Annotated in this window: 21 protein-coding genes; 15 read left to right on the forward strand and 6 right to left on the reverse strand. The window is 64.6% G+C overall.

Translation table 11 applies throughout. The annotated features are described in order from the left end of the window. The first annotated feature begins 31 nt into the window (after positions 1-31). Positions 32-436, forward strand: a complete 405-nt coding sequence (gene mutT / locus AB7F49_RS16850) for an 8-oxo-dGTP diphosphatase MutT (RefSeq protein ID WP_428524337.1) — start codon at positions 32-34, stop codon at positions 434-436. Positions 437-485: 49 nt separating this feature from the next. Beyond that, positions 486-644 carry a Flp family type IVb pilin gene (locus AB7F49_RS16855; RefSeq protein WP_428524339.1) on the forward strand — a complete coding sequence of 53 codons (159 nt, stop codon included), beginning with the start codon at positions 486-488 and terminating at the stop codon, positions 642-644. On the opposite strand, the gene AB7F49_RS16860 is transcribed toward AB7F49_RS16855, so the two are convergent. Then, on the reverse strand, positions 641-1585 hold the full coding sequence (locus AB7F49_RS16860; RefSeq protein ID WP_428524341.1) for a methyltransferase domain-containing protein: 945 nt from the start codon (positions 1583-1585) through the stop codon (positions 641-643). The two genes, AB7F49_RS16855 and AB7F49_RS16860, sit on opposite strands and share 4 nt — an antisense overlap. Before the next feature lie 13 nt (positions 1586-1598). Here AB7F49_RS16860 and AB7F49_RS16865 point away from each other — a divergent pair, with 13 nt between their 5' ends. The 5 genes from AB7F49_RS16865 to AB7F49_RS16885 all read left to right on the forward strand — a co-directional run bounded on the left by AB7F49_RS16865 (position 1599) and on the right by AB7F49_RS16885 (position 4738). Then, positions 1599-2381 (forward strand): ComF family protein, encoded by a 783-nt coding sequence (locus AB7F49_RS16865; protein ID WP_428524343.1) that lies wholly within the window; start codon positions 1599-1601, stop codon positions 2379-2381. 23 nt (positions 2382-2404) lie between these two features. Then, positions 2405-2677: a glutaredoxin 3 gene (grxC, locus tag AB7F49_RS16870; protein ID WP_428524345.1), complete on the forward strand. Its 273-nt coding sequence runs from the start codon at positions 2405-2407 to the stop codon at positions 2675-2677. Further along, positions 2674-3555 (forward strand): carbon-nitrogen hydrolase family protein, encoded by an 882-nt coding sequence (locus AB7F49_RS16875; protein ID WP_428524347.1) that lies wholly within the window; start codon positions 2674-2676, stop codon positions 3553-3555. Before grxC ends, AB7F49_RS16875 begins: the two co-directional genes overlap by 4 nt. Beyond that, complete coding sequence (locus AB7F49_RS16880; RefSeq protein WP_428524349.1) at positions 3552-4040, forward strand: DUF1178 family protein; 489 nt, start codon at positions 3552-3554, stop codon at positions 4038-4040. The genes AB7F49_RS16875 and AB7F49_RS16880 overlap by 4 nt, the downstream gene beginning before the upstream one ends. A 329-nt stretch (positions 4041-4369) precedes the next feature. Continuing rightward, positions 4370-4738: a septal ring lytic transglycosylase RlpA family protein gene (locus AB7F49_RS16885; protein WP_428524351.1), complete on the forward strand. Its 369-nt coding sequence runs from the start codon at positions 4370-4372 to the stop codon at positions 4736-4738. A 68-nt stretch (positions 4739-4806) separates the two neighbouring features. On the opposite strand, the gene AB7F49_RS16890 is transcribed toward AB7F49_RS16885, so the two are convergent. From AB7F49_RS16890 to ubiG, 3 genes are all read right to left on the reverse strand, one after another. Next, positions 4807-5706 carry a DMT family transporter gene (locus AB7F49_RS16890; protein WP_428524352.1) on the reverse strand — a complete coding sequence of 300 codons (900 nt, stop codon included), beginning with the start codon at positions 5704-5706 and terminating at the stop codon, positions 4807-4809. A 141-nt stretch (positions 5707-5847) separates the two neighbouring features. Beyond that, positions 5848-6201 carry a hypothetical protein gene (locus AB7F49_RS16895; RefSeq protein WP_428524354.1) on the reverse strand — a complete coding sequence of 118 codons (354 nt, stop codon included), beginning with the start codon at positions 6199-6201 and terminating at the stop codon, positions 5848-5850. Between the two features lie 83 nt (positions 6202-6284). After that, complete coding sequence (gene ubiG / locus AB7F49_RS16900; RefSeq protein ID WP_428524356.1) at positions 6285-7031, reverse strand: bifunctional 2-polyprenyl-6-hydroxyphenol methylase/3-demethylubiquinol 3-O-methyltransferase UbiG; 747 nt, start codon at positions 7029-7031, stop codon at positions 6285-6287. Positions 7032-7247: 216 nt separating this feature from the next. On the opposite strand from ubiG, the gene AB7F49_RS16905 reads away from it, so the two are divergent. Further along, positions 7248-8501 carry an aspartate kinase gene (locus tag AB7F49_RS16905; protein WP_428524358.1) on the forward strand — a complete coding sequence of 418 codons (1254 nt, stop codon included), beginning with the start codon at positions 7248-7250 and terminating at the stop codon, positions 8499-8501. 89 nt (positions 8502-8590) lie between these two features. On the opposite strand, the gene AB7F49_RS16910 is transcribed toward AB7F49_RS16905, so the two are convergent. Beyond that, positions 8591-11692 (reverse strand): choice-of-anchor D domain-containing protein, encoded by a 3102-nt coding sequence (locus AB7F49_RS16910; protein WP_428524360.1) that lies wholly within the window; start codon positions 11690-11692, stop codon positions 8591-8593. 797 nt (positions 11693-12489) lie between these two features. Between AB7F49_RS16910 and AB7F49_RS16915 the strand changes: the two genes are divergently transcribed. Then, positions 12490-13518 carry an ABC transporter substrate-binding protein gene (locus tag AB7F49_RS16915; protein ID WP_428524362.1) on the forward strand — a complete coding sequence of 343 codons (1029 nt, stop codon included), beginning with the start codon at positions 12490-12492 and terminating at the stop codon, positions 13516-13518. Between the two features lie 124 nt (positions 13519-13642). Here the strand turns inward: AB7F49_RS16915 and AB7F49_RS16920 are convergent, their stop codons facing one another. After that, entirely contained in the window at positions 13643-14611 is a 969-nt protein-coding gene (locus AB7F49_RS16920; RefSeq protein WP_428524364.1) for a Bug family tripartite tricarboxylate transporter substrate binding protein, read from the reverse strand. Positions 14612-14770: 159 nt separating this feature from the next. Here AB7F49_RS16920 and kdgD point away from each other — a divergent pair, with 159 nt between their 5' ends. From kdgD to AB7F49_RS16950, 6 genes are all read left to right on the forward strand, one after another. Further along, on the forward strand, positions 14771-15685 hold the full coding sequence (gene kdgD / locus AB7F49_RS16925) for a 5-dehydro-4-deoxyglucarate dehydratase (protein WP_428524366.1): 915 nt from the start codon (positions 14771-14773) through the stop codon (positions 15683-15685). Positions 15686-15810: 125 nt separating this feature from the next. Further along, positions 15811-16659 carry a DUF1932 domain-containing protein gene (locus AB7F49_RS16930; RefSeq protein WP_428524368.1) on the forward strand — a complete coding sequence of 283 codons (849 nt, stop codon included), beginning with the start codon at positions 15811-15813 and terminating at the stop codon, positions 16657-16659. Positions 16660-16753: 94 nt separating this feature from the next. Then, positions 16754-19021: a phosphoenolpyruvate--protein phosphotransferase gene (gene ptsP, locus AB7F49_RS16935; protein WP_428524370.1), complete on the forward strand. Its 2268-nt coding sequence runs from the start codon at positions 16754-16756 to the stop codon at positions 19019-19021. A 63-nt stretch (positions 19022-19084) separates the two neighbouring features. Then, entirely contained in the window at positions 19085-20158 is a 1074-nt protein-coding gene (gene prfA, locus AB7F49_RS16940; RefSeq protein WP_428524372.1) for a peptide chain release factor 1, read from the forward strand. Then, positions 20155-21060, forward strand: a complete 906-nt coding sequence (gene prmC / locus AB7F49_RS16945; protein WP_428524374.1) for a peptide chain release factor N(5)-glutamine methyltransferase — start codon at positions 20155-20157, stop codon at positions 21058-21060. The genes prfA and prmC overlap by 4 nt, the downstream gene beginning before the upstream one ends. A 580-nt stretch (positions 21061-21640) precedes the next feature. Continuing rightward, positions 21641-22000: DUF4167 domain-containing protein (locus AB7F49_RS16950; protein ID WP_428524375.1), on the forward strand; the 360-nt coding region annotated here is incomplete at its 3' end.

Raw genomic sequence — 22000 nt, forward strand, 5'->3', positions numbered from 1 at the left:
ACGCGGCACTACCTAGAGTGGATCAACGGTATTGAACGCCAGACTCATCATTGTCGCGGCCTGCGCCCTGATTGATGCCGACGGCCGCATCCTGATCGCGGAGCGGCCGGCCGGCAAGGCGATGGCAGGCTTATGGGAGTTTCCCGGCGGCAAGATCGAGGACGGCGAGACGCCCGAACAGACACTGATACGGGAACTGCAGGAGGAACTGGGAATCGTCGTCAGGGAAGCCTGTCTTGCACCGCTGACCTTCGCGAGCCACGCCTATCCCGGCTTTCATCTCCTGATGCCGCTTTATGTGTGCCGGCGATGGGAGGGGCAGGTCAGCGCCAGGCACCACGTGCAGCTCGCCTGGGTCCGGCCCAACAAGCTCAGGGAATACCCGATGCCGCCAGCGGATGAACCGTTGATCCCACACCTGATGGCGTTGTTGTGACCGAAAGAAGCAGACGGGAACCCAGGAAATGCGCAAGCCGGATGACAAAATGGTCCAACGCTTTATCGGCGACGAGCGCGCGGCAACCGCGATCGAGTATGCGATGATCGCAGCCGGTATTGCGGTTGCAATCGTCGCCGCGGTCAATGCGCTCGGCGTGTCCGTCAAGGGAATGTACGACTCGGTGAGCACGGCGATGGGAAGCTAGTCGAATTTTTTCGTCTTCTCGCCCGCCGGCAACTCGATTGTTTTCAGCGCGTCGGCGAGACGCGCTTTCGCCGCCCCAGGGCGTAGCGGCCGCTGCTGGCTTTCGTGCGGCGCCCATCCCGACAGCCAGACGATGTCAAAGCTGGCGCGCAGACGTCCGTCCGGGTCGCCGAAGCGCTCCGCATAGATTTCCGCCACGCGTTGCACGATGACGCGCTTCAGCGGCGTCCTCCGGCGCTCCACCAGAGTATTGGTCGCGCCCATGCCGCGCAAATCCCGCATCAGATCGAAGGGCGTCGCGTAGCGCACCGTCACACGATCGCAATCGACGACCGGAAGCGCAAATCCCGCGCGCTGCAGCAGGCCGCCGAGTTCGCGCACATCGGCAAAGGGTGCGACACGCGGCGAGACACCGCCATCGATCTCGGCCTCTGCCGCGGCGAAGGCCTGGCGCAATTCCGTCAGCGTCTCACCGCCGAGCAATGCCGCAAGAAACAAGCCGTCCGGCTTCAACGCGCGCCGAATCTGCACCAGCGTTCCCGGCAGATCGTTGACGACGTGGAGAGCAAGCGCGGAGACCGCGAGATCGAGCGAGGAATCGGCGAAAGGCAGCGCTTCTTCGTCGGCGGCAACCTGAAGCGGCTCATCGCGACGCCATCGAAGCGCCAGCGGATCGACCGCAATGACATCCGCGGCCGCGAGCTGCGGCCGCATCAGGGCCCGCAACGCATCACCGGGCGTGCCGATATCGGCCACGACTGAAAAGGAGCGATTCACCAGAAGCAGCCGCTCCACCAACTCCCGCGCAACATGCCTGAGCAGAAAGTCGACCGGCGCGGCCCGCCGCGCGCGCAGGCGGCGCCGGCGTTGCAAATCACGATCAAAGATTCGGGGCGCTTCTGCCACTTCCACAGACCTCTTGCCGGCGCTACGGTACGCCATGCTTGGCGCCGGCATGGACGAACGCATATCCTCGCGTCTGTCGCAAATTGCGGCAACGGTGCGAATGCCGCTCCGGCTCATGCTCGATGTCGGCTTGCCGCCGCTCTGCCCGTCCTGCCGTGACCCGGTTGGCGACGGCGCCGGGCTATGCGCGAAATGCTGGTCGAAGCTGTCGCCCATCGAACGGCCGTTCTGTGAAAGGCTCGGAATTCCGTTCACCTATGATCCGGGTCCCGGGATCTACTCGATGCAGGCGATCGCCGACCCGCCGGCCTATACCCGGGCGCGCGCGGCCGTGCGTTATGACGAGATTGCCCGGAACATGGTTCACGCCCTGAAATATGGGGACCGGCTGGACCTTGCGCCGGTGATGGCGCGATGGATGGGCCGCGCCGGGTCCGATGTCCTCTGCGAGGCCGATGTCGTGGTTCCGGTTCCGCTACATTGGCGGCGGATGTGGGCCCGCCGCTTCAATCAGTCGGCGACAATTGCGAACCTCCTGGCGCGCCCGCTGGGCCTGCCGGTGAGCACCTCGGTGCTGAAACGGATCAAGGCCACGCCGCAGCAGGTGGGCCTGTCGAAGACCGAACGCGCCGCCAATGTACAGGGCGCCTTTCGGGTGGGGTCCGCCGACAAGGCCGAGATCGCGCGCCGGCGGGTGGTGCTGGTCGACGACGTCCTGACCTCGGGCGCGACCGCGGATGCGTGTGCCCGTGCGCTGTTGCGCGCGGGCGCCCGGCAGGTGGATGTCCTCGTCTTCGCGCGGGTTGTCGACAGCGTCCGCGCGCCCATATAGTGGTTTCGTCGAAGCGAAATCTCATGCCTCCGGTCGAAATCTACACCACTGCCTATTGTCCCTATTGCGCCTGGGCGAAGGACCTGCTCGGCAAGAAGGGCGTTGCCTTCAAGGAAATCGATGTCGGCGGCAATTCGGCGCTGCGCGCCGAGATGACCGGGCGCGCCAATGGGCGCACCACGGTTCCGCAGATCTTCATCGGCACGACCCATGTCGGAGGCTGCGACGACCTCTACGCGCTGGAGGACGCAGGCCAGCTCGACCCGCTGTTGGCCCAGTCAGGACCCGCTGCATGACCAAATCCGACGGCAAGTTTCGCGTCGGCCTGATTCAGATGCGGTCGGGCCGCACCCCCCAGGTCAATCTGGACGCCGCGGTCAAGATGATCCGCGAAGCCGCCAGCGCCGGCGCCGTCTATGTGCAGACCCCGGAAATGACCAACATCATGGAATTGTCGCGGGCGAAACTGTTCGCCGCGATCACGGAGGAAGAGAAGGACATCTGCCTCGCAGCGTTCCGCGAACTCGCGCGCGATCTCAAACTCCATCTCCATGTCGGCTCGCTCGCGATCAAGGTCTCGCCCGAGAAGGCCGCCAATCGTGCCTTCATGATCGACCCCCGGGGCAAGATCGTCGCGCGCTACGACAAGATTCACATGTTTGACGTCGACCTCGCCGGAGGCGAGAGCTATCGCGAATCGAACAATTTCCGCCCCGGCGAAAACGCCGTGGTCGTCGATCTGCCCTGGGCAAGGTTCGGCCTGACCATTTGTTATGACCTGCGCTTTCCGGCGCTTTACCGCGCGCTCGCCGAGGCCGGCGCCACGGTGCTGACGATTCCGGCGGCGTTCACCCGCCAGACCGGCGAGGCGCATTGGCATACGCTCATCCGCGCCCGCGCGATCGAGAACGGCTCGTTCGCTCTGGCGGCCGCGCAGGGCGGCCCGCACGAAAACGGCCGCGAGACCTTCGGCCGGTCGCTCGCCGTCGACCCCTGGGGGCGCATCATCGGCGAAGGCGGCACCGAGCCGGGTGTCATCATGGTCGAGATCGATCCGGCCGAAGTCGCGGCCGCCCGGGCCAAGGTGCCGTCGCTGCAGCACGGCCGTCGCTTCGACATCATCGAGCCGATGGCGGAGCCGGCACATCTGCATGTCGTTGGTGACCCGTCATGATGAAATACGCGCTGGTCTGCGAGCGGAAGCATGGGTTCGATATCTGGTTCAGCGATTCCGCCGACTACGATAGGCAGCGCAAGCGTGGGCTCGTGACGTGCCCGGTCTGCGATTCCAAGAAGGTTGAAAAGGCGATCATGGCGCCGTCGCTGGGACGTGGCGCACGCAAGCGCAAAGCAGCGATCGAGGCACATGTCGAGGCACCTGGTGCCGCACCCGACATGCCTGCGGCCCCCGAGCCGGTCGCCATGATCTCTCCGCAGGAGCGTGAGTTTCGCGCCAAGCTGAAGGAGCTGCGGGATCATCTGACGGCAAATGCCGACAATGTCGGCAAGCAATTTCCGGAAGAGGCACGCAAGATGCACTACGGCGAGGTCGAGCATCGCTCGATCTACGGCGAAGCCTCGCCGCAGGAGGCCAAGGAATTGCACGACGAGGGCATCGAGTTTCACCCGCTGCCGGTGCTGCCGGACGAACGCAACTAGTGGAGCGGATTTGACATTCGCTACCCACCCCACCACGAGTTCGTAAAGCGAATGTCAAATCCAAAGCTCCACCAGAAACCAATACTTGCTAGTGGTCCTTTGATTCTAACGTTCGCAAAAGAGGTCGCCGAAACGGGATGCGAACGTTAGAATCGGACCACTAGTTCGGCACAGCCAGATACATTTCCACTTCCGGCAGACCCGAATTGGGGCGCCGCAGCCGGCTCAAGAATTCTTTCCGGCGGTAACAAAGCGAACAGCTTGCCACATCGTGGTCGCATTCGACCGGCAAGCGCGCGCCCTTCTCCAACAACCACGGGACAGTTTTGATGCAGGCAAGAGCCTACGCATTGGCGTTTTCACTTTGTCTTTCTCTCGCAGGAGCCGCTCACGCACAGTCCGGCATCGCATCGGTCTATGGGGCCGGTGACGGACATGCCGGCAAGCGGACCGCCAGCGGCGAGCGCATGAACCCTGGCGCGATGACCGCCGCTCACCGGACCTTGCCGTTTGGCAGCCATGTCCGCGTGACCAACCGCAAGAATGGTCGTTCGGTCACCGTCCGCATCAACGATCGCGGGCCTTTCGTGCGCGGCCGCGTCATCGACCTTTCGCCGGCCGCGGCGCGGGCGCTGGGATTTTCCGGGCTTGCGCCGGTGACCCTCGGGGGCGCCTCCGTCGCCTCGAAACGCAATTGATTTCAGGAACCCCCGTTCGTCGCGAACGGGGGTTTCGCATTTCAGGCTCGATCGAAGACGTGCGGGCATCAATGCGCCCAGATCAGCAGCACGACGCCGATCACAATCAGCACGATACCCAACGCTTCCCGGGCCGTGGTCCTGTGCCCGAACACGAAGCTTGAGATCGCCTGCGCAAACAGCACTTCGACCAGAGCAAGCGTACGCACGCTTGCCGCCGTTGCCAGCGCGAAAGCAAGAAACCAGAACTGGGAGGCGGTTGCTCCCATGAAGCCCGCGAACAGCGACGGCCGCCAGGCCGTCACGATCGCGCGCATCACCTCCGGACTGCGCAGCATCAGCCAGCCCGACAGCAGGACCGCCTGCATCAGCAGGCCCACCGTCAGCGTGAAGGTCGCAGCCATCACAAAATCGGAAAGCCCCAGGCTCAGGATGCCGCCGCGATACCCGATCGCCGACAGCGCGAAGGCGGCTCCCGACGAAAGCCCGAGGATTGTGGGCCGCCACCCATCATTCGCGTCACCGCCCTGCTTCAGCGACATCACGACCACGCCCGCGGTCGCGATCAGAATCGCTGTGACCATGCCGAGCGTTAGGCGGTCGCCGAGAAAGATCAGCCCGAACAGCGCCACCTGGACCGGCTCGGTCTTGATATAGGCGATGGTGACGACGAAAGAGCGTTCGCCCATGGCCATCAGCATCAACGCGGTTGCGGCGATCTGCGCGCCCATACCGAGCAGCACCCAGAGCCAGAATATCGCCGGGGGGCGCGGCACCGGTGCGCCGCTGATGAGGATCAGGCCAAAGAGAAACAGAACCGCAAACGGGAATCCGAACAGGAACCGAACGTGGGTGGCTCCGGCGGTGCCAAGCGTCGCGGTCAGCTCGCGCTGCATCGCGTTGCGGATGGTCTGTCCGGCGGCCGCGAGCAGCGTGAAGACGATCCACAGCCAGCCGGTATCGGGCATGAGGCAGTCCGCTCGTAATCGCTATCTGTCATCGCCCGCGCAGGCGGGCGATCCAGTAAACGCGATGCGCGCCGTGATTACTGGATGCCCCGCCTTCGCGGGGCATGACAAAGAGGAGAGCGGCTCTGGTGGGACACGTCATCACACCGTTTCGTGCTGCCGGGTCTTGCCGGCCGCATCCCACTCGGTGATCGCTCCGCGCTCATTGTCGACCAGCGTCATCAGATCGAAATAGCGGATGGTCGGATAGCCGCCGGTGCGCTTCTTTACGGCCTCGCGCCATTCGTCGCCATGGGCGCGCTCAGCGGCTTCGATGGACGGCCAGATATAGAAGCCCGCGCCGGTACCGGCCGCCTCACCGAGGCCCCAGAGAAAATGCTTGCGCACAAGCTCCTTGTTGGCGGCCCATTTCGCCGTCACGCCGCGCACCGCTTCCAGTTCGCTTTCGCGATCATGGCCGGCGGGGAAGGTGAAGGTCACGAGTTCGACAATCATGGGCTGCTCCCTAACGCAATCAATGGTTCATCTTCGCACGAGCGCAGCCGGGGAGCATAACTTTTCTGCCCGCGTTCTGCCTGTCATGCACCGCGTGCAGCGGTGAGCATGTAGTTCACGTCCATGTCCGTGGACAACTCCCAGCGGTCCCCCATCACGCGATAGACCACGCCGCGCTCGTCAACCACATTCAGGCCGGCTCCCTGCATCGCGGCCTCCAGTTCGGCGGGCGTCACGAACCTGTCCCAGCGGTGGGTGCCGCGCGGCAGCCAGCGCAGGACGTATTCCGCGCCGACGATGGCGAGCGCAAAGCTTTTCATCGTGCGGTTGAGAGTGGCGGCGATCATCATGCCCCCGGGCCGTACCATCTCGGCGCAGCGCCGCACGAACAGGCCGACATCGGCGACATGCTCGACCACCTCCATGGCCAGCACGACATCGAATTTCTCGCCCCTGTCTGCGAGGTCCTCCGCCGTGACCGCGCGGTAATCGATGACGAGATCGACCTGTGCAGCATGTTTTCGCGCCACTTCGATATTCGAGTCCGAGGGATCGGCGCCAACCACACTGGCACCGAGCCGCGCCAGCGGCTCCGACAGAATGCCGCCGCCGCAGCCGATATCGAGCATGCGCAATCCGGACAGGCAGCCGATCTGACGCGGGTTACGGCCGAAATGGGTCGCCACCTGGTCGCGGACATAGGTGAGGCGGACGGGATTGAACTTGTGCAGCATCGCCATCGGGCCGCGCTCGTCCCACCATTGGGCGGCGAGTTTCGAAAACTGCTCGACCTCGGCCCGGTCGATGGTGGTCTCGCCCTGCTTCGGCATTCATTCACCCGCATTCCGGAAAGCCCGCGGCCGGTACGATGCGCCGGGTCCGGGCGATGTCCTTTGTAGCGTCCCGCTGCAACCGGAACCCTATCACTTTTTCGCTCAGCCCGGTGCCTTGCAGGAGCCACCGCCCGTCGCTATGACTGCGGCCCGCGCCGGGCGCCGCCCCCTCCGCCGCGCATTAACGTTTCCACGGGGGGCGCCGATCCTTTCATGTCACGTCTCGTGCTGAAATTCGGCGGAACGTCGGTCGCCGATATCGACCGCATCCGCAACGTCGCGCGCCATGTGCAGCGCGAATACAAGGCCGGCCACGATGTCGCAGTCGTCGTGTCCGCCATGGCTGGCAAGACCAACGAGCTTGTCGCGTGGTGCAGGGACGCCGCGCCGATGCACGATGCGCGCGAATACGATGCGATCGTGTCGTCGGGGGAAAACGTCACCGCCGGTCTCCTTGCCATCGTGCTGCAGAACATGGGTATCAGCGCGCGCTCCTGGCAGGGCTGGCAATTGCCGATGTACACCAGCAACGCGCACGGGTCGGCGCGCATTGCCGAGCTGAACGGCTCTGAACTCGTCAAGCGCTTCCGCGAGCGCAAGGAGGTCGCGGTGATCGCCGGCTTCCAGGGCATCCACAGAGAGACCGGGCGCATCACCACGCTTGGCCGCGGCGGCTCGGACACCTCCGCGGTCGCGATTGCGGCCGCGATCGAGGCGGACCGCTGCGACATCTACACCGACGTCGACGGCGTCTACACCACCGACCCGCGGGTGGTACCGAAGGCGCGCCGGCTCGACAGGGTAGCGTTCGAGGAGATGCTGGAACTGGCCTCGCTCGGCGCCAAGGTGCTGCAGGTCCGATCGGTCGAACTCGGCATGGTGCACAAGGTCAAGATCTTCGTGCGCTCGAGCTTCGACAAGCCGGAAGACATCGATCCGCACGGCATGCCGCCTGGCACGCTGATCTGCGATGAGGAGGATATCGTGGAGCAACAGGTCGTCACCGGAATCGCCTTCTCAAAGGACGAGGCGCAGATTTCGATCCGCAACGTCGAGGACAAGCCGGGCATCGCCGCCGCGATCTTCGGACCGCTGGCCGATTCCAGCGTCAATGTCGACATGATCGTCCAGAACGTGTCCGCCGACGGCAAGACCACCGACCTGACATTCACCGTTCCGGCCGCGGATTACACCCGCTCGATGGACGTGATCGCCAAGGCCAAGGACCAGATCGGATATCAGCGCGTCGACGGCGCGAGCGACGTGGCAAAGGTGTCGGTGATCGGCATCGGCATGCGCAGCCATGCCGGCGTCGCCGCGCGCGCGTTCAAGGCGCTCGCCGAGCGCAATATCAACATCCGCGCGATCACGACGTCGGAAATCAAGTTCTCGGTGCTGATCGACGCCGCCTATACCGAGCTCGCAGTGCGTACGCTGCATTCGCTGTACGGACTGGACAAGGCGTAGCGCCGCGTCCGGGGCGGGAAACAAGGCGCCGCCGCCCCCTTTTTTTGCCCGACGCAGAGCGGAGGGGCCGGGTACCATCCGGCGCTCGCTCACACCAGATCGAAATCGGTCAGTGCGTTGCGCGGGAAGACTTCGCTGATGTCGAGCTTGTCGAAGATGAAAGACATCAGGTCGTCCGGGGTGAACAGGCCTGCCGTCTCACTCCCGAACGCACCATCCAGCCGAAGCGGCGCGACCGGCGCGATCACATTGCCGGATAGCGCAAAGTTGAACGCGCCCTCGTCGGCGTCGTTGGTGGTGAAAACGATCTGACCGGTCTTCAGCCCGATCTTCTTGGTGTCGAGTTGCAGACTGAATGTATCGGACCCGCCCGAAGCGATCGAGGAAGCGAGCGGTTCCACGACCTTGAAGCCCTTCGGCGCCTTCAGCTTCGAGATGGTGAGGGTGCCGGGACCGCTATTGCTCACCGTGAAGGTTTGAATGACCGCGCTGCCGACCGTGACGTCGCCGAAATCGGTGCCATCGGCCAGGTCCGGCAAATCTTCGTCAATGATGACGTTGCCGTTGCCGGTGACTTCGATTTCCGGCGGCAGCACCACCACGTCGCCGGAGAGCGCGAAGTTGAAGGCAGCTTCGTCCGGATCATTGGTGCTGAAGGTGATCTCGCCGCTCTTGAATCCGGCCTTCTTGGTGTCGATGCTCACCGTAAAGGTGTCGGACCCACCCGGTGCGATCGGGCTCGATACCCCCTCGCTCAGCTTGAAGCCCTTCGGCATCTTCAGCTTCGCGATGGACAGCGGCGCGTTGCCGTCATTCTCGACCGTGAAGGTCCGCGTGGCGACGGCCCCGACGCCCACCGTGCCGAAATGGGTGTGATCGGCGATATCCGGGCTTCCGTCGCCGTCGGCGATGACGACGCCGTTGCCGGTGACGGTAACCTCGGGGCCGCTGGGGGGAGGCTCGACCGCATCAAACGAAAAGTCGTTCGTATCCAGCACGCCGCTGAAGCCACGCAACGTCAGCGCGTTGCCGCCGCCGAAATCGATGCGGGTGTCAACGCCACCGTTGACCAGCGTGGCGTTGGCCTGAATCTGTGTAAACGTAGTGTAGACGCCGGTGACCCGGATCACATCACCGACGCCCGGACCGCCATTGAAATCGGTGATGATGTCGGCGCCCTGCCCGTCATAGACGAAGGTGTCGTTGGCCTGGCCTCCGGTCATCGTGTCGTTGCCGGCGCCGCCTTCGAGGATGTCCTGCCCGGAGCCGGCGCTCAATGTGTCGCCGGACAACGTGTCGTCGCCGTCACCGCCGATCAGCGTGTCGTTCCCGGCATACCCGAAGATGGTATCGTTGCCGTCGCCGCCGCGAAGCGTGTCAGCGCCAACACCGGTGTAGGAGATGTCCCCACGGATGGTGTCATTGCCACCACCGCCGTCGACGGTGTCGTCGCCGCCCTGCCCGTCGAGGACGTTGTCATTGTCGTCGCCGGTCAGCGTATCGTTGCCGCTGCCGCCGGTGACGTTGCGGAAATTCGCGATCGTGTCTCCGGCGGCCTCGCCGCCGGATGCGGTCGATGTGGCGAGGTTCACGGTGACGCCAGCGGTGCTGCTCGCATATGTAGCAGTGGTGATGCCGCCGCCGCCGTCGAGAGCGTCGGCGCCGGCGCCGCCGTTCAACGTGTCGTCACCGATCCCGCCGGTGAGCGTGTCGTCGCCGCTCTCGCCGGATACGACATTGTACACGTTAGCCGACGAGGCCGTGAAGGTGTCGTTTCCTGCGCCGAGGAACGCCTTGAAGGTCTGATAGGTCACCGTGCTCGCAAAACCCGGTCCGAGGACGACGTCGTCGCCGTCACCGCCGATCAAACCGTCGGACAGGCGGGCTCCGGACGTCGCCGAGAAGTCGATCGACTGGCCACCGTCCCTCAGGCGAATGGCTTCCAGGTCGATGACGCCGCCGGCGGCAAAGATAATTGACCCGCTGTCCGCCAGTTCGATCGTGACCCTGCCCTCACTGAGCGTAATCTCGCCGAATTGCGAAAGCTGAATTGCGTTCATCCGGAAGGTGTAATCGACCGTACCGAAATTGTGGTTGTGCATCACCTCGAAGCCGGTGATGCTGGCAACGGTGAAGTCACTCACCCCGCCCGTGCCGACGCTGATCTGGAACGTGTCGCGTCCCGCGCCGCCGTCATAGGTTTCTCCGGTCACGGGGTGATGCACCACCTCGAACAGGTCGTCGCCGCCCCCGCCAAAGACCTCATCGACCCCGTCGCCGCCCTCAAGCGTGTCGTTCCCGCCGCCGCCGATGAGGATGTCATCGCCGGCATCGCCACGAATGATTTCCGATCCGTCGCCGCCGGTGATCTCATCGTTCCCGCCGCGACCTCTTAGCGTGACCACCGTACCTGTCGGCAGCGTACTCAATCCGGTGATCGTGTCATTGCCCGCGCCGCCGCGAAACGAAATGACCTCGACGTTGAAGATATGGCTTCCGGAGAGGCCGCCGATCGAAAGCGTGCCCGCATTCGCGTCGAACACGAGATCGTCTGGTTCGTCGCCGCGATCGATGCTCAGAACGTCGATCCCGTCGCCGCCATCGATGCTCAATACGCCGAGGCCGTCGGCGAGGAGGTCGTCGCCGGCGCCGCCTATGATGATGTCGTTGCCGTCGCCGCCGAAGATATGATCGTCAAGCGCACCGCCGGTCACGTCGTCGTTGCCTGCGCCGCCGGTGAAGCGCAGTTTTTCGATGCTGGTGAAGGAGACGGCCTTCAGCGTGCCGGAGAGGATCACCGGCAGGGCAAACCTGACATTTCCGGAGGCGATCGAAATATCGACAAGGACATCGTATTCTCTCTGCAGCCCCTGGCTGATTTGTCCGGCATAGTTGATTTCGAGGGTGTCTGTCCCGTTTCCACCGTCAACGACGTCGGCAGGCGTGACGTTGGACAAGGCGTCGAGGCCGGTGCCTGCGAACGGAATGAGGTAGTCGTCCCCGTCGCCGCCGTAGATGGTGTCGATGCCGTTGCCTCCGGTGATTGAGTCGTTGCCACCGCCGCCGTCAATGACGTCGCTGCCATCTCTCCCGAGAATCGTATCGGGGCCCTCTGTCGCAAAGGGTTGCCCCGGCGCGCTGTGCGTCGCATCGATGATGTCGTCGAGATTGGTGCCGAAAATCGTGGCCATCGTCCGGGCTCCATGGAGGCGCGTTCGTTCGCAGACCGGCACTTCCAGCCGATCGAGAACCACCTGATACGGCCGGATCTCATTCAGACATCAGGAGCAGTCGCAGTTCCGGCTGTCATTCGGGCAGAAATCATGGTCCATTCGACCCGCGGCGTCACTATCCAAATGGATAGGGCGACCGGGGGATCACTTGTGCGACTCTGTCGGGCCGGTCACTCTCGACGGCTTTCGCGGGGACGACAGGCAGGCAAGGCTCCGCCGTCCCTTATTTTTTAGCCGGCGCGGGCGCGCCCGTATTTCCAAACCCGTGGCCCTTTTTTCACTGGCATATCGGGCAGGCCCGATATGCCAAGGGGCGCGCGGAACGCCGGGCTTTCAGCCAGCCCATGGCCTCGTGTGCGAGTGGGTAAAGCACACGAGATTGCAGTCACCACGGACCGCCGATTGCGTCGGCGTTCCGCGCGCGGTGTTTGAAGGTCTGCTCCCATCGTCCCCGGTGGATGTTCCTCCACCGAAACGCCGGGTGGCTAACCCGGCGGGACGCGGCTTGAACCTGCCGCCGCCCGCGTCACGTCTTGACGCAGGCAACGGCCACCGCATCCCGCCCCGCGTCTCATGACGCTGATCAGACGCCCCTTGGACGAGGCGGGATGGACGCAGTGGATCACAGGAAAGAGGCGAAATTGAGGATTTTTTTCCCATTTTCGATCTTGCCTGGCGCGGCGGCGGGACTGGTCAGCCCCGCCGAATTGGACCAAGCTGGCCGCTGCGGCCGATCGAATCTGGAACGGGACGCCATGCAACGACGGCAAGTTCTCGGCGTGATCGGCGGGGCTGCGGCGTTCTGGTCGCGCCCGCGAGCCCTCGCACAGCAGCCCGGGCGGATGCCACGGGTCGGTGTATTGAGCTCGCAAATCCAGGGCGACTCCGAAACCAACGATCGCATCGCGGCGCTCCTCAATGGACTCGGGAAGCTGGGCTGGAGCGACGGCCGCAATGTGATAATCGACGTACGCTATGCCGGAGGCAGCCCGGAAGCGCTTCTTGCGAGTTCAAGAGAACTCATCGATCTGAAGCCGGACGTGCTGTTTGCATCCGCGACATCGGCGCTCGTAGCCTTGCAGAAGATGACCGGCACGATCCCGGTTGTGTTTGCGCAAGTCACCGATCCGGTTGGGGCAGGCTTCGTCAAAAGCCTTGCAAGACCGGGCGGCAACATCACCGGCTTCACGCAGCATGACTTCTCGATCGGCGTGAAATGGCTTGAACTGCTCCGCGAGCTGGCCCCCAGGGTCAGGCGGGTCGGGATTGTATTCGATCCGAACAATCCGGCCACGGCGGGATACCTGACGAAAATCCGCGACAGCGCGCCCAGCTTCGACGCCAGTGTCGTGGAACTGCCGGTCCCGGTCTCAGGAGCGCATGAACTTGCTGCCGCCGCACTCGATACCGCTGTGGAACGCTTCAGTCACGGATCGGATGGCGGGCTGATCATCCTGCCCGGACCCGGTCCGTCGATCATCGTCCGGCGCAACCAGATCGTTCGACTCGCCGAACGCTATCGGCTGCCAGCCGTGTATCCATTTCGTTACTGGGTCAGCGCCGGCGGTCTCGCCTTCTACGGTATCGACAATATTGAACTGCACCGGAACGCCGCGGCCTATATCGATCGCATCCTGAAAGGCGAGAAGCCAGGCGAGTTGCCCATTCAGAACGCCATCAAGTTCGAACTCGTCATCAATCTCAAAGCCGCCAGAGCACTCGGGATCGAGCCCTCGGTCACACTGCTCGCTCGTGCCGATCAAGTCATTGAAAGCACCGACTGACCTATCGACATGCAAACATAAGGCACGGGTGGGCTGAGCGAGCCACCCCAAAGTCTCAATCAGTTTTTGTGGGCTCTGCGCTGCGCGCCCCAGCCCGCCCCATGGCACCTGGATTGAATGCTCACTAATCCAGCTGTTCGATGCCGAGGTCCTTCAGCGTCTTGCCGGCGTCCGCCGCGGTATCGACGATCATCTTGCCGAAGGCGTCGACCGAGTTCGTCTCCGGAATCACGCCGGTCTTCTGCATTGTCGATTTGAACGCATCCGACGCTACGGCCGCCGCGACATGCTTGTTCAGCGCGTCGAGAATCGGACGTGGCGTGCCGGATGCGGCACACACACCCCACCAGCCGTAATTGACAATATTGACGCCGCCTTCCTTCAGGGTCGGCACATCCTTGGCGACCGGAAGCCGTTCCGGGCTCGTCATCGCGATGATCTTGACCTTCTTCTCGTTGTAGAGCGGGATTGCGAGCGACAGGGGCGACACCGCGAAATCGAGGCGGCCGGCGACCACCTCCTGCAGCGCCGGGCCGGTGCCGCGGAAGGTCACGCCGGTCATCTTGATGCCGGTCTCCTTCTCGATCTGCCGCGGAATGATTTCGGTCACCGAACCCGATCCGACCTTGCCGTAATTCAGCGCGCCCGGTTTGCTTTTCGCCAGCGCGATGAAGTCCTTGATGGTGTTCGCGGGCGAATCCGCCGGCACCACGATGGCGTAATATGCCCTGGTGATCATCGACACCGGCGCGATGTCGTCGACCTTGTAGGCCGCCTTCTTGTAGAGATGCACGTTGGTCGGATCGATATAGGAGCACAGCAGCAGCGTGTGGCCGTCGCGCGGCTGCGCCAGCATTTCGTTGAGCGCGATCATTCCGGCGGCGCCGGTCTTGTTCTCGACCACCACGGGCTGGCCAAGCGCCGACTGCAATTGCGCGCCGATGATGCGCGCCGGCACGTCGCTCGGCCCGCCGGCGGGAAAGCCGACCAGCATGCGGATCGGCTTCGATGGGTAGGTCTGCGCATGGACCGCGGACGCAGCGGCCGCGCCGCACAGTGCAAGGGCGGCAATTCGCACGACAACTTTGAGCATTGTATCCTCCCGAAACCATTCGGTGTTCTTATGTGTGAGGTATCCTATGCGACAATCCGTCCCCGCTGCGAGCGGTGGGCAAAGATGGGCAGAAATAATGTTTGAGCCTGCGGCGACAGGACTTGCGGCAACAGGACTTGCGGCAATCGGACTTGCACGATGACCCCCGACGACCTGAAGCACGCTCTGTCGGGCGGCCTCCTCTCGTTCCCGCTGACCGATTTCGATGCGCGCGGGGTGTTCGATTCGCGCGCCTCGGCTTCGCGGATCGAGTGGCTGATGCGCTATCCGGCAGCGGCGATGTTCTCGGCCGGAGGCGCCGGCGAATTCTTTTCGCTGACGGCCGAGGAATACGCCAACGTCCTGCGGGTCGCGGTGCAGACCGCGCGCGGCAAGATTCCGGTGATCGGCGCCGCCGGCTACGGCACCGCGACGGCCATCAGCTACGCGCAGAAGACCGAGAAGATCGGCGCCGACGGGCTGCTGCTGCTGCCGCCCTATCTGGTGGAAGGCCCGCAGGAAGGGCTTCGCGCGCATGTCACCGCGGTGTGCCGGTCCACCCGGCTGCCGGTCATCGTCTATAACCGCGGCACCTGCCGCCTGCAGCCGGAGACATTGGCGCGGCTGGCGGAGGACTGCCCGAACCTGATCGCTTTCAAGGACGGCGTCGGCGACGTCGAGACGATACGTGCGATCCGCGCCCTGCTCGGCGACCGCATGCTGCTGCTGAACGGCATGCCGACCGCGGAGGCTTTTGCCACGGAATTTCGGGCGCTCGGCATGGCGACCTATTCGTCGGCGATCTTCAACTTCGTGCCGCGCACCGCGATCGAATTCCACCGCGCGGTGCATGAGGGCGATGAGGCTGTGGTGCAGCGGCTGACGACGGAATTTCTGGAGCCGTATATCCGCATCCGAAAAGCACAGCCGGGCTATGCGGTGAGCATCGTGAAGGCCGGCGCCGACATCGTCGGCCGCCCGGGCGGCCACGTGCGCGCGCCGCTCACCGACCTCACCGCCGAGGAACGCGCCGCGCTTGCGGCACTGATCGAGGCACTGGGACCGCAGGATTGATGGATGTGCTCTCTCCACCGCTCGTCCCCGCGAAGGCGGGGACCCAGAGTCCAGATTCTGGATGCCCGCCTGCGCGGGCATGAGCGGAGGTGATGGATGCACTGAGAGAAAAATCGGAGACCGTCATGCCCCCCACAATCGCCATCATCGCGCAGGGCAGCATGGGCGCCGCCACCGCGGCGCGACTGACCGAAAACGGCGTGCGGGTGCTGACCTCGCTAGCAGGACGCAGCGAGGCCAGCGCGAAGCGCGCGCAGGCTGCCGGCATGATCGACGCGAGCGACACCGAGATCGCGGCGGCGGACGTCATTCTCTCGATCGTGCCGCCGGGCGAAGCGCTGCCGCTGGCGCAGCGGCTGACCCCTGCCCTCACCGCCGCAAACAACAAGCCGGTCTATGCCGACTGCAATGCGGTGAGCCCGGACACGGTGAAGAGAATTGCCGCTGCGATCGAGGCGACCGGCGCGCCGTTCGCCGATGCCGGCATCATCGGCGGGCCGCCGCGAGCGGGCTATGGCGGGCCGGTGTTCTATTATTCAGGACCGGAGGCGGGGTCGCTGGAGCGGCTCAACGACTTCGGCCTGGTGTTCCGCCGCGTGAATGACGAAATCGGCGCGGCGTCGGCGCTGAAGATGAGCTATGGCGGCATCACCAAGGGACTGACTGCGGTCGGCTCGGCCATGTTGCTCGCCGCCAATCGCGCCGGCGTCGCCGAAGCGCTGCATGCGGAGCTTGCCGCCAGCCAGCCGAACCTCCTCGCCTATTTCCAGCGCAGCGTGCCGGACATGTTCGGCAAGGCCTATCGCTGGGTCGCCGAAATGGAAGAGATCGCACATTTCACCGGCGGCGGCCCCTCGCGCGAGATGTACGAGGCGATCGCCGACCTGTACGAGCGGCTGGCCGCCGACAATCACAGCGAGAAGGCGGATATCGGCGCGCTGGCGCAGTTTTTCGACAAGAAGTCCGCGAAATAATCGCTTTTCCCAGCGTTCCCTTGCGGCCAGCCGCGGACAGCGGCTATAGCCCGCCATAGCCGGTTTTGCCGGTGACTCCTGGAAGGATTTGCCCATGCGAGGCGCAATGGGCGGCCCGCGCGTGCTGCTGCGAAGGCTCCGCGAAGTGATGGCGGAACCGGTGAGCGCGCAGGACCGGCTCGACCGGATCGTCGTGCTGATCGCCGCCAACATGGTCGCGGAAGTGTGCTCCGTCTACGTCTTGCGCGTGGACGGCACGCTGGAGCTTTACGCGACCGAGGGCCTCAACAAGGAAGCCGTGCACCAGACCGTGATGCGGATCGACGAAGGCCTGGTCGGCCTGGTCGCAAGCCAGGCCAATGCCATCAACCTGTCGGACGCGCAGTCGCACCCGGCCTTCTCGTACCGTCCGGAGACCGGCGAGGAAATCTATCATTCCTATCTCGGCGTGCCGATCCTGCGCGCCGGCAATACGCTCGGCGTTCTGGTGGTGCAAAACCGCGCCCACCGCAATTATTCCGAGGAGGAAGAAGAGGCGCTGCAAACCACCGCGATGGTGCTCGCCGAGATGATCGCATCCGGCGAACTGACCTCGCTGGCAAAGCCCGGCGCCGAACCGGCCGTGCATCCGCGGCGGCATCTCGCCGGCACCGTGCTCGCGGACGGCATCGCGCTCGGCCATGCCGTTCTTCACGAGCCGCGCGTGGTGATCAAGAATTTCGTCGCCGACGACATCCCGGGCGAATTGAAGCGGCTGGACGACGCGATCGCGGCATTGCGGTCCGACGTCGATGTGATGCTGGAGCGCGGAGAAATCGCCGATGGCGGCGAGCACAAGGACATTCTGGAGGCCTACCGGATGTTCGCCCATGACCGCGGCTGGCTGTCGCGCATGCGCGAGGCCATCCGCACCGGTCTGACCGCGGAAGCCGCGGTCGAGCGCGTGCAATCCGACACCCGCGCCCGCATGCTGCGCGCCACCGACCCCTATCTGCGCGAGCGGCTGCACGATCTCGACGACCTGGCCAACCGGCTGATGCGCCAGCTCATGGGCGTGGAGCATGCCCCGCATCGCGATCAGCTTCCCGACAATGCGATCCTGATCGCCCGCATGATGGGGCCGGCGGCGCTGCTCGACTATGACCGCAGGCGGTTGCGCGGCCTCGTGCTGGAAGAAGGCGGCCCGACCTCTCATATCGCGATCGTCGCGCGCGCGCTCGGCATTCCCGCCGTCGGCGAGGTCGACAACGCCACCGGTCTCGTGGAATCCGGCGACCCGATCATCGTCGACGGTGTTTCTGGCGACGTCTATCTGCGTCCACCGCCGGATATCGAGGCCGCCTATGTCGAGCGGGTGCGGCTGCGCGCCCGCAAGCAGGCGCAATACCAGACGCTGCGCGGCAGACCCTGCCTCACCCGGGACGGACACGAAATCGCGTTGCATCTGAATGCCGGACTTCTGGTTGATCTCCCCCACATCGAGGAGACCGGCGCCGCCGGTATCGGCCTGTTCCGCACCGAGCTGCAATTCATGGTCGCGCCGACCTTTCCGCGCATCGGCGAACAGCTCTCGCTCTATCGCGCGGTGCTGCAGGCGGCCGGCGACAAGCCGGTGACCTTCCGCACCCTCGATATCGGCGGCGACAAGGTGCTGCCCTATATGAGCGCCTTCGAGGAAGAGAACCCGGCCATGGGCTGGCGGGCCATCCGCCTCGGGCTCGACCGGCCCGGCCTGATGCGCAGCCAGATCCGCGCGCTGTTGCGCGCCGCATCCGGCAAGGCGCTGCGGATCATGTTCCCGATGGTGGCCGTGGTGGACGAATTCGACCAGGCCAAGCTGATGGTCGAGCACGAACTCACCTATCTGCGCCGGCACGGCCACACCCTGCCGGAGCGGGTCGAGATCGGGGTGATGGTGGAAGTGCCCTCGCTGCTGTTTCAGCTCGACGACCTGCTGCCGCAGGTGGATTTCCTGTCGGTCGGTTCGAACGATCTCTGCCAGTTCCTGTTCGCGGCCGACCGCGGCAATGCGCGGGTGGCGGAACGCTACGATCCGATCTCGGTGCCGGTGATCCGGGCGCTTCGGCTGATCGCGCGCAAGGGCCGCGAACACAAGAAGCCGGTGACGCTGTGCGGGGAGCTTGCCTCCAAGCCGATCGGTGCGCTGGTGCTGGTCGCCATCGGCTACCGGTCGCTGTCGCTCACGCCCTCGGCCGTCGGCCCGGTCAAATCCATGCTGCTCGAACTCGATGCCGAAAAGGCGCTGGCCGCGATCGGGCCATTGCTCGATCATTCCGAAACCGGCATGACACTGCGCCAGCGCATCGAGCAATTCGCCGCGGCCGAGAATCTGCAACTCTAGGATTGACGCGCTTTTCCTGGGCGAACCGGCGCCCAATTCGCTTGAAGAAGCCATGAGACATCCATGCTGCCGCAAGTCAAACTCGATGCCCTGATCGTGCGTCACGCCGAAATCGAATCGCGGCTGAGCGGTCAGCTCGGAGCGGACGATTTCGTCAAGCTGTCGCGCGAACTCTCCGAACTTTCGCCCGTGGTCGAAGCGATCCGCAATTACCGCGCGGCCTCCGCCGAACTGGAAGATGTCGAGGCGCTGTTCGCCGATGCCGACAGCGAGATGCGCGACATCGCCGATGCCGAACGCCGCCAGCTGCGCGAGAAGCTGGAGGGGCTCGAAAAGCAAATCCGGCTCCAGCTTTTGCCCAGGGATGCGATGGACGAACGCAGCGTCGTCATCGAAATCCGCGCCGGCACCGGCGGCGACGAGGCATCACTGTTCGCGGGGGCCTTGTTCCGCATGTACGAGCGCTATGCCGCCAAGCAGGGCTGGAAGGTCGAGATCGTGTCGGCCAGCGAAGGCGCGGTCGGCGGCTACAAGGAAATCATCGCCGACATCACCGGCCGTGGCGCGTTCGCCAAGCTGAAATTCGAGTCCGGCGTGCACCGCGTGCAGCGCGTCCCCGATACCGAGGCGTCGGGACGCATCCATACCTCGGCGGCGACCGTCGCGGTGCTGCCGCAGGCCGAGGACGTCGACATCGTGATCCGCGACGACGATCTGAAGATCGATACCATGCGCGCGCAGGGCGCCGGCGGCCAGCACGTCAACAAGACCGAATCGGCGATCCGCATCACGCATATCCCTTCGGGGATCGTGGTCGCGGTGCAGGAGGATCGCTCGCAGCACAAGAACAAGGCCAAGGCGATGGCTCTGCTGCGCACCCGGCTCTACGATTCCGAACGCGAGAAGCTCGACACCGCGCGGGCCGCCGACCGCAAGGTGCAGGTCGGCTCGGGCGACCGGTCGGAACGCATCCGCACCTACAATTACCCGCAAGGTCGCGTGACCGATCACCGCATCAATCTCACGCTCTACAAGCTGCCCGAGATCATCGAGGGCGAAGCGCTGGGCGAAATCATCGACGCGCTGGTGGCGGAGAACCAGGCCGCCCTGCTCGCCGCACAAAACGACGCGGCATGAGCAAGCCGGATGTTGCGGGCGCTTCCAGTGTCGCCGCGGCGCGCCGCGTCGTGACGGCGCAATTCGCGAGCGCTGGAATTGACTCGCCCGCGCTCGATGCCCGGTTGCTGGTGGGATACGCGCTCGGACTCGACCACACCGCACTTGCAACCTCGGCCGCGCGAAGCCTGACCTCGCAGGAGCAGGACGCGATCGGCGCGCTTGCGGCGCGCCGCCTGAGCGGCGAACCGGTGGCGCGCATCCTCGGGGTGAAGGAATTCTGGGGGCTGCCGTTTGCGCTCTCCCCGGCGACCCTGGTGCCACGCCCCGATACCGAAACGGTTGTGATAGCGGCGCTGACGGCCATCGGCGAAAACCGCAAGCGGGAGCCGTTGCGGATTGCCGATCTCGGCACCGGGACGGGCGCATTGCTTCTCGCCTTGCTGCACGAATTTCCGCATGCGACCGGGCTTGGCTCCGACATCGATCCGCAGGCGATCGAGACTGCCCATGCCAATGCGCGGGCGCTCGGTCTTGAGACGCGCGCCAGGTTCGTTCTTGCCGGCTTCGACACCGCGCTCAACGAGACGTTTGACCTCGTGGTATCGAACCCGCCCTATATCCCGACCCGCGATATCGATGGGCTCGCGCGCGAGGTGCGCGAGCATGATCCCCGCCTCGCGCTCGATGGCGGGGCGGACGGTCTCGACGCCTATCGAGCCATCGCCCGGCAGGCTCCCGCATTGTTGGGGGTCGACGGCAGACTCGTCGTCGAAATCGGGGTTGGCCAGGAAGCCGATGTCGCGGCGATTCTCGCCGCCGCCGGAGACCTTGAAGGCGCCGCTGCTCACCGCGATCTCGGCGGCATCCTGCGCGCCTTGACGTTCCGCCGGGCCGGCCGGGGGCGGGCGGTAAGCGGTTGAAAACGGTCACTTTTGCCATTCCGGGATCGCATTTCGCCCCGCAAAAATAACGCTTGGATTATCGCAGCGGACAGACTAGTTTCCGCGCAAGATTATTCGGCCCTGAAGCGAGCCGCCAATTGAGGCCCGGGTTCCGGTCTCCCGAGGGAAGAGGGCTTCCCAAACCGGTTCCCGCAAAGGCGGCGGCAAAACAGCATCACGGGCGATGAGCCAAATCGGGCATTGATCGACACGACAGGTCGAGCGACGAAAACAAGGCCGAACGAAAGACGATTTTGCCAGATTGATCGGGCGCCGCTCCGGCGGCGTTGCACCGATGATGGGATCATCGGCGAGCCGATCGGAATCGGCTGAGAGGCGGCGCTTGCTTGCGCCGGGGGTAGCAAAGCTGTCGGAACGACAACGGCCTGAGGGGGCGGCCCAAAGCGGCGGCTCTACCGAGCGGCAAATGAAAGCGGCTCAGAAGATCGTTGTGCCGTGCCTTCGGGGCGATGGCCGTGGCGATGCGGCGATTTGAAGGTTGAATGATCTGCAACGCGGCCCGTCGCCGCGCTATCGGGAGTTGGCAAACAGGCAAGCCATGAGAAACGGTCAGAACAAACATCGGATGCGGGGTCGTAACCGCGGCGGCAAGAGTCACAATCCGCTGACCCGGGTCTACGAATCGAACGGTCCGGACGTCAAGATCCGCGGCACCGCGAATCACGTCGCCGAGAAATACATCCAGCTTGCGCGCGACGCGACCGCATCCGGCGATCCCGTGGCAGCCGAAAACTACTATCAGCACGCCGAGCATTATTTCCGTCTGATCGCGGCGGCGCAGGAGCAGTTCCGGCAGACCCAGCCGTTCCAGCAGCGCGACGGCGGCGACGGACGCAACGAAGAGAGCTATGACGACGGCGACGATGCGCAGCCCAATTACGGCAGCGCCGAGCCATAT

This window comes from Pseudorhodoplanes sp. (genome assembly GCF_050250235.1).
Lineage (GTDB): Bacteria > Pseudomonadota > Alphaproteobacteria > Rhizobiales > Xanthobacteraceae > Pseudorhodoplanes.

Excerpts from the sequence above, each read along its gene's own strand:
- AB7F49_RS16855 (WP_428524339.1), top strand. The coding sequence starts at position 486 with ATGGTCCAACGCTTTATCGGCGACGAGCGCGCGGCAACCGCGATCGAG.
- AB7F49_RS16860 (WP_428524341.1), bottom strand. The coding sequence starts at position 1,585 with ATGGCGTACCGTAGCGCCGGCAAGAGGTCTGTGGAAGTGGCAGAAGCG.
- AB7F49_RS16865 (WP_428524343.1), top strand. The coding sequence starts at position 1,599 with ATGGACGAACGCATATCCTCGCGTCTGTCGCAAATTGCGGCAACGGTG.
- grxC (WP_428524345.1), top strand. The coding sequence starts at position 2,405 with ATGCCTCCGGTCGAAATCTACACCACTGCCTATTGTCCCTATTGCGCC.
- AB7F49_RS16875 (WP_428524347.1), top strand. The coding sequence starts at position 2,674 with ATGACCAAATCCGACGGCAAGTTTCGCGTCGGCCTGATTCAGATGCGG.
- AB7F49_RS16880 (WP_428524349.1), top strand. The coding sequence starts at position 3,552 with ATGATGAAATACGCGCTGGTCTGCGAGCGGAAGCATGGGTTCGATATC.
- AB7F49_RS16885 (WP_428524351.1), top strand. The coding sequence starts at position 4,370 with ATGCAGGCAAGAGCCTACGCATTGGCGTTTTCACTTTGTCTTTCTCTC.
- AB7F49_RS16890 (WP_428524352.1), bottom strand. The coding sequence starts at position 5,706 with ATGCCCGATACCGGCTGGCTGTGGATCGTCTTCACGCTGCTCGCGGCC.
- AB7F49_RS16895 (WP_428524354.1), bottom strand. The coding sequence starts at position 6,201 with ATGATTGTCGAACTCGTGACCTTCACCTTCCCCGCCGGCCATGATCGC.
- ubiG (WP_428524356.1), bottom strand. The coding sequence starts at position 7,031 with ATGCCGAAGCAGGGCGAGACCACCATCGACCGGGCCGAGGTCGAGCAG.
- AB7F49_RS16905 (WP_428524358.1), top strand. The coding sequence starts at position 7,248 with ATGTCACGTCTCGTGCTGAAATTCGGCGGAACGTCGGTCGCCGATATC.
- AB7F49_RS16910 (WP_428524360.1), bottom strand. The coding sequence starts at position 11,692 with ATGGCCACGATTTTCGGCACCAATCTCGACGACATCATCGATGCGACG.
- AB7F49_RS16915 (WP_428524362.1), top strand. The coding sequence starts at position 12,490 with ATGCAACGACGGCAAGTTCTCGGCGTGATCGGCGGGGCTGCGGCGTTC.
- AB7F49_RS16920 (WP_428524364.1), bottom strand. The coding sequence starts at position 14,611 with ATGCTCAAAGTTGTCGTGCGAATTGCCGCCCTTGCACTGTGCGGCGCG.
- kdgD (WP_428524366.1), top strand. The coding sequence starts at position 14,771 with ATGACCCCCGACGACCTGAAGCACGCTCTGTCGGGCGGCCTCCTCTCG.
- AB7F49_RS16930 (WP_428524368.1), top strand. The coding sequence starts at position 15,811 with ATGCCCCCCACAATCGCCATCATCGCGCAGGGCAGCATGGGCGCCGCC.
- ptsP (WP_428524370.1), top strand. The coding sequence starts at position 16,754 with ATGCGAGGCGCAATGGGCGGCCCGCGCGTGCTGCTGCGAAGGCTCCGC.
- prfA (WP_428524372.1), top strand. The coding sequence starts at position 19,085 with ATGCTGCCGCAAGTCAAACTCGATGCCCTGATCGTGCGTCACGCCGAA.
- prmC (WP_428524374.1), top strand. The coding sequence starts at position 20,155 with ATGAGCAAGCCGGATGTTGCGGGCGCTTCCAGTGTCGCCGCGGCGCGC.